10 protein-coding genes and 1 pseudogene are annotated in these 11381 nt (G+C 65.9%); 2 read left to right on the top strand and 9 right to left on the bottom strand.

Annotated features, from left to right (window positions below; genetic code table 11):
- Window positions 1-244: 244 nt before the first annotated feature.
- The 8 genes and pseudogenes from ACLL9L_RS02985 to ACLL9L_RS03020 form a co-directional block, all read right to left on the bottom strand.
- Window positions 245-743: pseudogene (locus tag ACLL9L_RS02985) on the bottom strand (recombinase family protein); the annotation flags it as partial.
- Window positions 744-1109: 366 nt separating this feature from the next.
- Window positions 1110-2090: an Lrp/AsnC family transcriptional regulator gene (locus ACLL9L_RS02990; protein WP_411283164.1), complete on the bottom strand. Its 981-nt coding sequence runs from the start codon at window positions 2088-2090 to the stop codon at window positions 1110-1112.
- Window positions 2091-2093: 3 nt separating this feature from the next.
- A complete protein-coding gene (locus ACLL9L_RS02995) occupies window positions 2094-2942 on the bottom strand; it encodes an alpha/beta fold hydrolase (protein ID WP_411283165.1) in 849 nt (282 codons plus the stop codon).
- Between the two features lie 30 nt (window positions 2943-2972).
- A complete protein-coding gene (locus ACLL9L_RS03000) occupies window positions 2973-4148 on the bottom strand; it encodes a M24 family metallopeptidase (RefSeq protein WP_411283166.1) in 1176 nt (391 codons plus the stop codon).
- 1 nt (window position 4149) lies between these two features.
- Window positions 4150-5034, bottom strand: coding sequence for an ABC transporter permease (locus tag ACLL9L_RS03005; protein WP_411283167.1), 885 nt, complete (start codon window positions 5032-5034; stop codon window positions 4150-4152).
- Window positions 5031-5996, bottom strand: a complete 966-nt coding sequence (locus ACLL9L_RS03010) for an ABC transporter permease (protein ID WP_411283168.1) — start codon at window positions 5994-5996, stop codon at window positions 5031-5033. Before ACLL9L_RS03010 ends, ACLL9L_RS03005 begins: the two co-directional genes overlap by 4 nt.
- Window positions 5997-6030: 34 nt before the next feature.
- A complete protein-coding gene (locus tag ACLL9L_RS03015; protein ID WP_411283169.1) occupies window positions 6031-7599 on the bottom strand; it encodes an ABC transporter substrate-binding protein in 1569 nt (522 codons plus the stop codon).
- Between the two features lie 29 nt (window positions 7600-7628).
- Window positions 7629-8840, bottom strand: coding sequence for a dipeptidase (locus tag ACLL9L_RS03020; protein ID WP_411283170.1), 1212 nt, complete (start codon window positions 8838-8840; stop codon window positions 7629-7631).
- A gap of 208 nt (window positions 8841-9048) precedes the next feature.
- Here ACLL9L_RS03020 and ACLL9L_RS03025 point away from each other — a divergent pair, with 208 nt between their 5' ends.
- Together ACLL9L_RS03025 and ACLL9L_RS03030 are read left to right on the top strand one after the other, a co-directional pair.
- On the top strand, window positions 9049-10086 hold the full coding sequence (locus tag ACLL9L_RS03025; RefSeq protein WP_411283171.1) for an ABC transporter ATP-binding protein: 1038 nt from the start codon (window positions 9049-9051) through the stop codon (window positions 10084-10086).
- Window positions 10073-11104, top strand: a complete 1032-nt coding sequence (locus ACLL9L_RS03030; RefSeq protein ID WP_411283172.1) for an ABC transporter ATP-binding protein — start codon at window positions 10073-10075, stop codon at window positions 11102-11104. The genes ACLL9L_RS03025 and ACLL9L_RS03030 overlap by 14 nt, the downstream gene beginning before the upstream one ends.
- A 64-nt stretch (window positions 11105-11168) precedes the next feature.
- On the opposite strand, the gene ACLL9L_RS03035 is transcribed toward ACLL9L_RS03030, so the two are convergent.
- Window positions 11169-11381: hypothetical protein (locus ACLL9L_RS03035; protein WP_411283173.1), on the bottom strand; the 213-nt coding region annotated here is incomplete at its 5' end.

The raw sequence follows: 11381 nt of genomic DNA on the forward strand, positions 1-11381 counted from the left end.
TGCAGGCAGCGAGCATCGCCCGCGGCCCGTCCCGGACCAGCACGTCGAGCAATGACCCGCCAACCCCTGCCGGGGCGTGAGCGTTGGTCTCGTTCTCCTGGTGGACTACCTTGAGCATGGGCGTTCCTTCCCGAACCAGCGCGTCGCTGGCATCGCCGTTTAGCTCGCTGGCCGCCTAGACGCCTATAGACGGACGCCCGGCTCACCCCGGGAACTGCGCGACGGTAGCGACGTTCTCTCGCCGGTTGTCGTACATATCGCGCGTGACCATCAGTTTCTCGGTGGTCCAAACGGTGGGCCGGCCACCGGTACGCCCGCGGGCTTAAGCCGCCGTGAGTCCTGCCAGGTGCGCTCGCGGATGAGGTCGCGCTCGAACTCGGCCGGGGCACCGAACACGTAGAAGATGAGTCTGCCGCCGGGGGTGGAGGTGTCGATGCTCTCAGTCAGGCTTCGGAACGCCACCCCTCGAGAATCGAAGTCCTGCACCAGTTCGATGAGGTGCCGCAGGCTGCGGCCGAGGCGGTCGAGCCGCCAAGCCACAGCGGTGTCCCCCGGCCGGAGCTGGTCCAGCAGGGCGTCTAGCTGGGGGCCGACGCTCAAGCTTGCCGGAGGCCTTGTCGACGAAGACCCGCCCACAGCCGGCTGCGTGGAGGGCGTCGACCTGGAGTGCCTCGTCCTGCTTGAGGGGTGCTGGCCCGGGCGTAGCCCACAAGGAAATGTTCCAATGGAGTCTCAGTACTCATCAAAGAGCCTCCTTCTGAGACGTTAATGTCGGACACGGGTTCTGGAACGGCGAAATGCCCTCGACCGGGATGGTCACGGGGCGTCTCAGAAACGCTTGATAATGAAGTCGACCCCGGCCAGATCGGTCGAGGCGCCATCGACAATGACGTCAGTGATGCAGCAGCAGTCACGAGCTGCGCGACCGGGGGATTCGGGCCAGTGGAGGGGCCCCCGGCTCGCTCGGCGATGCAACCTGCGCCGCCGCATGATGATCGGTAGGACTGTGCGGGTGACGGCGTGGTTGCCGAGCCGAGCAAGCGCCGGGCGATGTAGCCGGCGGGAGCCAGGCGCGCGCCGTAGCGTCTGGGTCAGCCGGATGTGGGGAGCTAGTTTTCGTGCCACCACGGGGTCTCGAGGAATCCGCGCTTGATGGTCAGCAGCTCGACGTTCGCTGTCCAGCCGAGGACTCCGTCGATCTTGCCCAGCCGTTGGGTCAGGAAGGTGTAAACGTCTTCGGTGGTTGGCATGATCACCTCGCAGATCAGGGATCCGCTCAGCGTGGCGGCGAGGAAGCGCACGCCCACCACCGAGGCTAGCTCCCGAGCCAGGTCGTCCAACCGCGAAGGAGTGACCGTGATGTTGAGGATGATCTCCGACTCAAACCCCAACGCGGAGGCAGCGACGAGGGTCAGGACCCAGGCGCAGCCGCGCTCACGCATGGTGTCGAACCTGCGCCGGACTGTGCTCTCGTTGACCCCGAGTAGCTCTGCAACGGACCTCAGGCTGGCCCGGCCGTCCTCCCGCAGGGCCTTGAGGATGAGCAGGTCTGTTTCGTCGAAGTGGGAAGGGTCGCAGGTGTGTGGCTCCTTGCTGTCGAGCGGCTGCGGTTCCGACGGGGAGATCAGCTGCTGAGCCCAGCTTTGGCTGACCTTGTAGGTGTGCAGGACGAGGTCGCTCTGGCAGACCTCCACGCCGTCGAGGGCCTGGATCTCGTTGATCAGCCGGCCATGGAGTGACTCTGCCTTCTTGCACACGAGCTCGGCAAGCAGGTCGCAGCTGCCGGTGACCAGGCAAAGGAAGCGCAGGTCCGTGCGCGTGGCCAGCGCGCGGGCCACCTCCATCTGCTTGCCGGCCGCGCAGCCGATTCGCAGCATAAAGAGGTCGGCGGCCCCTGGGGAGTTGATATCTCTGCTCACCCCGATCCGCACCGCTCCGGACTGGAGCAGCTGCTGCCCTCGGCGGGTGATCGTTGCCACCGACGTCCCGGACCGCTCGGCGATGTCGGTCCAGCTCGCTCGCCCGTCCGCCTGCAACCCGGCGATGATTTGGCGGTCCAGCTCGTCGAAGTCGGTCGGGATTATCGGCACCTGCTACCTCCGCGTGTGAGACAGAGCCTCGGACAGGAACTCCCGGACGACGCGCTGGAACTTCTTCGACTCCTCGATCTGCGGGGAGTGGCCCGACTCCTCGAAAACCTCCAGGCGTGAACGGGGGATGAGCGTCGAGATCGTATCGCTGCATGCGACGGGGGTGATCCAGTCGCCGCGTCCAACCGTGACCAGGGTGGGACAGGTGACCGCGCCCAGTCTGTCCTTGATGTCGTATGACGGCATGTTCTGGGTGAACGCCCAGTTGTGCGTTTCGTAGCGGTACGTTGTGGCTTCAACCTTCTGCTGCACCACCGTGGGGTCGTACACATGGTCGTAGAGGGGGAGGATCTCCGCCCAGCACTCGCGCAGGTCGGCGTTGTCCCGGGTCCTGCCCTCCATGATCCGGTGGAACTTGTCCAGGTCGAGCTCGACCCGGGCACTGGACAGCGCGTTAGCGCGGGCCATCGCCTCGTTGGCGTTGTCTGCTGAGGTGTCGCGTAGCACCATCCCCAGCAGGCGATCCGGGTGGCGGATCGCATACTCCATGGCGATGAACCCTCCGTAGGAACCACCAGCCATGATGAAACGCTCAGCGCCGACCCACACCCGCAGCCCCTCCACGTCCGCGGCCCACTGCTCGTGGGTCAGTGGGCCCTTGCCCTCACTCTGACCGGACCCACGAGCGTCGAAGACGACGACCTTGTAGGTGTCCGAAAGGGGCCCGAAGCTGCCTTTGGGCTCAGCCAGCGTCCCCAGACCGGGTGCGCCGTGGTGAACGATCAGCACCGGTGCGTCGTCCGGCCCGAGGACCTCGACGTGCAGGCGGTTGTCGTTGATGTCGACAAACATGCGTTCTCATCTCTCACTGGGCGAGCGCGGTCAGGCGCCGATGACGATGTCCTCGAGGGACTTGGGGTATGCCGTGAACGGCACCGCGCCGTCGGCGGTGATCCGCATGGAGTCCGAGATCCGGTAGCCGGCGTGGCCGGGGATGTAGATCCCGGGCTCGTTGGACACGACGAAGCCCTCCTCGAGGACCGTGTCGTCGCCGTCCTCCAGCCATGGCGGCTCGTGCATCCCGACCCCGATGCCATGGCCCTGTCGGTGTTGGAGGAACTCACCGAGACCCGCCTCGCGGATGACGTCCAGGCACAGGGCGTTCGACTCGGCGCAGGTCAGCCCCGGCCTGAGGGACTCGACCCCCAGCTGCTGGGCGGCGCGGACCGCCTCGTAGTAGCGCTTCTGCTCTGCGCTGGGCTCGCCGAGGATGAAGGTGCGCTCCCCCTCGACGAACCGACCGCCCACGGCGCACCCGAGGGACAGCATGAAGGTGTCCCCCGGGCGGAGCCGGTAGGAGGACGGCAGCCCGTGCGGCTTGGCACTGTTCGGTCCGGCATACACGAGACCCCCCGCGAGGAAGCCGAGGACGACCACGTCCTCATGTTCGGCATACATCGTCGACGTGCCGACACCGCCGACATGGGAGGCCAGCTCCGACTCGCTGGGCATCTGCCCCCCGTCGGCCAACGCATCGGTCACCAAGGCGATCCCCGCGGTCAGCATAAGATCGGTGATCCGTGCCGCCTCCTGGTGCAGTTCGATCTCCGCCGGCTCCTTGACGTAGCGGGCCAGGGTGACGGCGCCTGCGGCGACCAAGTCGCCCTCGGGGAAGGAGCGTTCGAGCAGCCGTAGCCGCGCGACACTCATACTGGGGCCGAAGCCGACCCGTCCCCCGGCTCGGACCGCGCGAGCAAGGATCGTCAGCGGCTCGACGACACCCGGGAACTCCGGATAGGTCACCACCTCGGCCGCGGCCCCCTGCCACTGCGCGTGCTCGCGTTCCAGTGCTGGCACCAGCAGCGTCGGGGGCCCATGCAGTCCGAGATGGACCACGACGGGCCGCTCGCAGGGGTGGTGGAAGAAGCCGGTGAGATAGGCGACGTCATCAGGGTGGTCACAGATGATCGCGGTGAGCCCGTCCTCCTCGAGCCGCGCTCGCACCCGGTCCTGCACCGTGGCGTAGAACCCGGCGTCCAGCCGCTGCCGGAAGCCCACCTCAGGCCTGCCGGGTTCGTGGGTTGCGGGCGTCGTTGTACGAGATGGCGATCAGGGTGGCAGCCACAACGAGCATGAGGATGGCGAGCGAGGGAAACAGCGTGGTCCACCAGGCACTGGTCATCGACCCCGACTGCTGGGAGTCATAGAGGATCCGCCCCCAGGACCAGCTGCTCGGGTCACCCATCCCGAGGAAGGACAGGCCCGCCTCCGACACGACGGCCCTTGAGGCGGTCAGCACCACTGTCACCGTGATCACCGGTGCGACGGCCGGCAGGAGGTGACGGCGCAGGATCCAGCGATGTCCACCGCCGAGGACCCGGGCGGCGTCCATGTAGGGAAGGCCCACCACGGACAAGGCCTGCGAACGGACAACGCGGGCCACCTCAGGCCAGGAGAAGAACGAGATGACCAAGATGATGGTCCCCAGCGACGGCCCAGCGAGTGCCGCAACGAGGATCATCAGCGGCAGCACGGGCAGTGAAAGGGACAGGTCCACGACCATGCCCAGCGCAGCATCGACCTTCGGGAAGTAGGCCCCGAGCATGCCGATCAGGACCCCGATGGTGATCGCCAGGATCGATGCGCTGAATCCGACGGTCATCGAGATCCGGGTGCCCCACACCACCTCGGCGAAGATGTCGCGCCCGAGGTTGTCCGTGCCGAACCAGTGCTCAGCCGACGGCGCCGCGAGAACGGCGTCGCTGAACCCGCTCGGGTATTCGGCAATCCAAGGCGCGCAGACACCGACGACGACAAGGACCAGCATGAGTGCCAGCGCGAACACGCCGATGGGGTTGTGGCGGAAGGCATACCAGGTGGCGGAAGCGGCACCTTCCTGGTCGGCTACCGGCTCCGTGTCGACGTTGGTCAGAAGCACACTCACGCTGTCCTCACTCGGGGGTCAAGGAATCCGTAGGCGAGGTCGGTGACCATGTTGGCCAGGACGACCGTGGCGGCGAGGAGGACGAAGGCCCCCTGTAGCACCGGGAAGTCGAGCCGGATGACGGCTTCGTAGATGGCCCGGCCCACCCCGGGGTAGGCGAAGATCGTCTCCGTGAGCACCGCGCCGCCCACCATGAAGCCAAGCTGCAGGCCGAGCAGGGTCGTGGTCGGCAGCAACGCGTTACGCAGTCCGTGCTTCCACACGACGATCCGTTCGGGCGTGCCCTTTGCCCGCGCCAGCGTGCAGAAGTCCTCACCGAGCGACTCGATCAAAGTGGAACGCAATGTCAGGACGTACGACCCGAGCGACACCAGAACGAGGCTGACACAAGGCAGCACCAGGTGCCGCAGGACGTCGAGGTACCAGGCTGCGCCGTACACGCCCTCGCTGGAGGCTCCGCCGATCGGCAGCCAGCGCAGCTGAAGGCCGAAGACGAAGAGGAAAAAGATGCCGACGCTCGGCACGAAGAGCGACTGTCCCACGACCCCGACCACCTGGACGATGCGGTCAAGCACCCCCTTGGCGTGGGTGGCTGCGACCACGCCAAGGGGGATGCCGACGACCACGGTGAGCAGCAGTGCGGAGCCGGTCAGGAGCAACGTCCAGGGCAGGCGGGACATCAACACGGTGGTAACCGGCTCCGACTGGCTGAACGACATTCCCAGATTTCCATGTACGAGCTCGGCAAGGTACTTGCCGTACTGCACGGGCAGCGGCTGCGTCAGGCCGTACTTCTCCAACAGGTCCTGACGCATCGCCGCGTCCATGTTCGTACTGGCGATCGCCGTCGCCGGGTCCCCCGGCAGGAGCCGAAGCAGAAGGAACGTGATGGTGATGGCGAACCAGAGGGTCACCAACCCGTGGGCCAATCTGCGCAAGGCGAACCAGGCTAACGGAGGCATCAGGACTTCTTTCGGCTCGAGCGGGGAGGGAACGCTACTTCTTCAGCTTGACCTGAGCCAGCGACACCGGGTCGATGATCGAGAGCAGCTCGCTGGGCTTGACCACGAACCCCTCCCACTTGCTGCTGTAGGCGACGTTGAGGTTCTGCACGTACATGATGTTGTCGATCATGTTGCTGTGGACATAGGTTGCGGCCTGCTGGACCAGCTTCTTCTGCTCGTCCTTCACCACCGTCCCCTGCGCCTTGGTGATCAGCCCCGTCAGCGTGGGGTCGTCGACCTGGGAGTAGTTGATCGCCCCACCAGGCAGGTACTGCAACGCCATGTTCGAGACCGGTTCATCCATGATGGCGAACGACCCGGCATAGATGTCGTAGTCGCCGGCCGATGTCTTGGCCAGATAGGTGTTCCGGTCCAGCCCCTTCAGGTCGATCGTGATGCCGGCCTGTGCAGCGCTGTCCTTCATCATCGTGGACCACGCCGAAACCACCGGGTCCTGCAGGGAGTAGATCATCGACAGCGAGAGGTTCTTGACGCCGGCCTGCTCGAGCAGAGACTTGGCCTTGGCCGGGTCGAACTCGTACTCCTTCAGCGACGGGTCCGCAAACTCCTTGAGCGAGTCGGTGATGGGGCTGTTGTTGGCCGTGACGGCCTGCCCCTGAACGGCAACGGCCCGAATGGCCTTGTAGTCCACCGCGTGAGCCAGCGCTTGACGGACCAGGACGTTGTCCATGGGCTTGCGTGTCATGTTATAGGTCACGTGGGTGAAGCCCAGACCAGGCACCTCAGCGACCGTGATGCCGTTCGTGGCCTTGAGGTCCTTGACCTGGGCCGGCGGAAGAGCGTTGGCGATGACGTCGACGTCACCCTTCTTGAGCGCCAGGATCTCGGTGTTCACGTCCGGGTAGACCTTGAAGACGACCTTGGCCAGGCTCGGTTGCCCGCCAGGCGCCAGCGGGAACGAATCCACCCGCTCCATCGTGTAGCTCTGTCCCTTGGCAACAGACGTCAGCTTGTACGGTCCGGCGCTGACCCAGTCGGACGAGTTCGCGAAGTCGTCAATCTTCGCGTTCTTGCCGAACACGTGCTCAGGGACCACGGTCATCCAGAACCCGACCTCCGGCACCACGATGCTGTCCGGCTGCTTGAGGGTGAGCTCGACCCGGGTCGGCGACACGGCAGTCGCCTTCTCGAGGTTGCCCATGAAGCCGAAGACCACGCCCCCCTTGGGTTTCTGCGTCTTGATGGTGTTGATGCTGTAGGCCACGTCGGTCGCTGTCACCTTCGTCCCGTCGCTCCAGACGAAGTCGTCCCGCAGCTCGTAGTAGCCGGTCTTGCCGTCCGCGCTGTAGCCCCACTTGGTGGCCAGGTTCGGCTCCTTCGACCCGACGTTGCTCACGGTCAGCAGTCGCGGGTACATCAGGTCGGTGACCCAGCTGTCGGTCCGGCTGTTGCCCAGCAGGGGGTTGAGGTTCACGACGTCGGTGGTGGTGGCGATGGTGAGGGTCGCGGATCCGGCGGACGCCGAGGTCCCCTGGGCGGCCGAGCCGCTTGGAGCGCTGGGAGCGCAGGCGCCGACCAGGGCCACCACAGCACCGAGCATGACGAGACGAGACGAGAGAGATGAAATCATCAGATCCACACTTCCTCTAGGACGCGGACAATGTTGCCGCCGACGACCGCCGAGATTTCGTGGTCGGAGTATCCGTGTGAGACGAGCCAACCGATGATGTTGTAGAAGCACTCCGCCGGATTCTCGAGCCCGTCGACGTATGGCTGCTTCTCGAACTCGACGTTGGCGTGGGCCTGTCCGATGGACAGGTTGTTGGTGAACGCGTTGTGAAGGCCGACATGGTCGCCGAAGAGGGTGTCCGGGCCAAAGGCCACGTGGTCGATGCCGACGACATCTACCAGGTGGGTGAAATGGTCCATCACCGACTCCAGGGAGTGAGCCGGGTGCTGGCGTGACAGCGTGGTGTGCGGCGCTGCCTCGAGGCCGATCACGCCTCCACGCTCGGCCATCGCCTTGGTGACTGCGTCCGGCTTCATCCGGTTGATCGGCCAGACCTCGCGTGAACCACAGTGGGTCATGAAGATGGGCTTCTTGGAGTGCTTGATCGCGTCCATCGCGGTGACGTCGCCCGAATGCGAGATATCGATGGCGAGACCCAGCTTGTTCATCCGGGTCACGGCCTTCTCGCCAAAGTAGGTCAGGCCGCCGTCACCCCGCTCCTTCAGACCGCTGCCCAGGTAGTTGGCCTCGGAGTAGGCGATGCCGATCTGACGAACGCCGAACCCATAGAGAATGTCGAGCCGGTCGACCTCGTTCTCGATCATCGTGGCCGCCTCGAGCCCGAAGACCAGCGCCATCTTGCCTTGCTCGTGCGCGTCGCGGATGTCCTGCAGGGACTCGCCCTTGACCAGGTAGTCCTGGTGCGCCAGGTCGGCCATCCGCATACCTAGGTCATGCAGGACGTCTACCCACTTCCAGCCCCCGTCGCTGCTGATGCAGCAGGTGCCGTCCATGACGTTGTCGAAGACCGCGGTCATGCCCGAACGAGACAGCCCCTCGTAGCCGGTCAGCTCGCGTCCGGTGCGGATGTAGGTGCGCAGGTCCTGCTGGAGGTTCTCGGGAAAGATCGACGGGTGGTCGTGCAGCGAGATCACCATGTTGTCGCGCAGGAGGCGCTCGGTGCGCTGGGCCTGCTCGTCGGAGAGGGTGAGTCCGGAGTAGGCGGGGACGCGACCGATCTCCTTGGCCATCGGGATGTCGGGATAGTCGACTCCGGCCTCGAGATAGCTGTATGAGCGGTACTGCTTGTACTGCTCAGCGGGTTCTAGCACCGTCTTCTCCTTTGACATGTGGGTCGACAGCCGGATGGATGCGGACCTGAGGCGGTTTATCAGTCGCGCGTGACCGCAGCATTGCAATGATGCGGCGCAAACACAAGTCTCTTGATAGAAGTTCAGCACTCCGTTACGTTGTGCGAGAGAAACCAGCACTGCGTCGCAGGTGGCGCCGCTGGACCCGGGTCGTGAGTTGAGGAGACCGATGACGGCAGCACCCATCGCGGAGCGCCCGTCCGCGCAGCCACCGGGCGAGCCCACTCCGGCCCTGCGCCTGCGGGGCCTGTCAGTCAGCTTCCACAGCAGGCGTGGGGCGATCCCCGCGGTCCGGGATGTCAGCCTCGACGTGGCCCGAGGACAGCTCCTCGCCCTCCTCGGCGAGTCCGGTTCCGGCAAGTCGGTGACGGCACGGGCGATCATGGGCCTGCACGATGCCCGCACCACCGACGTGTCGGCGACCACCCTCGAGGTCGCTGGCGTGAACCTCCAGACGCAGAACGCGGATGAGCTGCGCCGACTACGCGGCTCGACGATGAGCCTGGTCTTCCAGGACGCCCTGTCTGCGCTCAATCCGGTCCTCACCATCGGAGACCAGATCGGGGAGCTGTACCGCCAGCACCACGGCGCGAGTCGCAAGCGGGCCCGCTCGCAGTCCGCGGAGATGCTCTCTCTCGTCGGGATCCCCGGCGCGACGGCACGCATCGACGACTACCCGCACCAGTTCTCGGGGGGCATGCGACAGCGGCTGCTGATCGCCATGGCCATCGCCTTGGAGCCGGAGCTCCTCATCGCCGACGAGCCGACAACGGCGCTCGACGTCACTGTCCAGGCACAGATCCTCGAGCTGCTCGACCGTCTGCGTCGCGAGCTGAACATGGGCGTGCTCCTGATAACCCATGACCTCGGCGTGGTCTGCGAGGTCGCCGACTCCGTCGCGGTCATGTATGCCGGTCGCATCGTCGAGACCGCCTCTGCGGATGCCCTGTTCGACCGTCCCGCCCACCCGTACGCCGAGGCCCTGCTCACGTCCGTCCCGACCCTGGGACACGTGGGATCCGAGCTGCCCGTGATCCCCGGCAGCCCACCGGTCCCAGCCGCCCTCCCGTCCGGGTGTGCCTTCCATCCCCGATGCGCCTGGGCTGTCGAGTCATGCCGGACTACCCGCCCAGAGCTGCGCACCGTGACCCAGGGCCGGCAGGCCGCCTGCCTTCGGGCCGAGGAGGTCATCCGTGTCGAACGCTGAGATCGTCCTGAGTGCCAGCAACCTCACCAAGACCTTCCACGTCGGCCGTACCGGCTTCAGCCGAAGCAAGGTGAGCGCCGTTGACGACGTTAGCCTCAGCTTGCGCCGAGGGGAGTCCCTCGGCATTGTGGGCGAGTCGGGCTGCGGCAAGACCACCCTGGCAAGGATGCTTGTCGGGCTAGAACGACCCGATGCCGGCCGGATCGAGGTGGCCGGCCGATACGTCGATAGCCTGCACGGAGCTGCGCGGCGCTCGCTCAGCCGGGACATCCAGATGGTCTTCCAGGACCCCTATACCTCGCTCAACCCGAGACTCACCGTGTACGACCTCATCGCCGAGCCGCTGACCGTCCACCGGCTGCAGCCGACCAAAGCTGCCCGCCGGGAACGCGTCGCGGAGCTGCTCCAGCTGGTCAACCTCTCGCCAGAGATGATGTCGCGCTTCCCGCACCAGTTCTCCGGTGGGCAGCGGCAACGCATCGGCATTGCCCGGGCGATCGCCCTTGAGCCGAAGGTCCTGGTGTGCGACGAGCCCGTGTCTGCGCTGGACGTATCCGTTCAGGCGCAGGTGATCAATTTGCTCAGGTCGTTGCAGGACCGTCTCGGGATCGCCTTGGTCTTCATCGCGCATGACCTCGCGGTGGTGAGGCACGTCGCGGACCGGACCGCCGTGATGTACCTCGGCCGGCTGGCCGAAACCTCCTCCACCGCCGAGCTGTTTACCGCGCCCACTCACCCGTACACCCAGGCCCTGCTCTCCGCGTCTCCGCACGTCGACCGGACCCGGAGCCGGCTGATGGGCCAGCGCATCATCCTCGCCGGGGACCCGCCGTCACCGGTGGATCCGCCGACAGGATGCCGATTCCACACACGGTGCCCGATTGCTACCCCCATGTGCGCCGAGGACCAGCCGGCACTCATCGAGATGACACCCGGCCATGCCTCTGCGTGTCATCACAAGGACCGGGCACTGCAGGGCCGCGCCACAGCGGCCGAGTCGAGGTTAGGGTCTGCCTGACAGAGCGCCGCCCTCAGTGTCGCGGGTGCTTAGTGGTCAGATTTGTAAGTTCGTCGGGGGTTGCTCAGCTCGTGGGGTCACTGAGGTAGAGGCCGGCGGCGCAGTCGAGGGCGTCTTCGGGCAGACCGGCGAAGGCGCCGGTGGGCAGGACCGCGTCTTCGTACCCGTCTTTGCTGGCCAGGTACATCGCGAAGCCCCAACGGGCCGCAGACCCGCCGTAGCGCAGCCGCATCAACGGCAGGGTGTCGCCGTCGAGGAGCCGGCCGTCGACGTAGGC

It is taken from the genome of Lapillicoccus sp. (genome assembly GCF_046595215.1).
Lineage (GTDB): Bacteria > Actinomycetota > Actinomycetes > Actinomycetales > Dermatophilaceae > Lapillicoccus.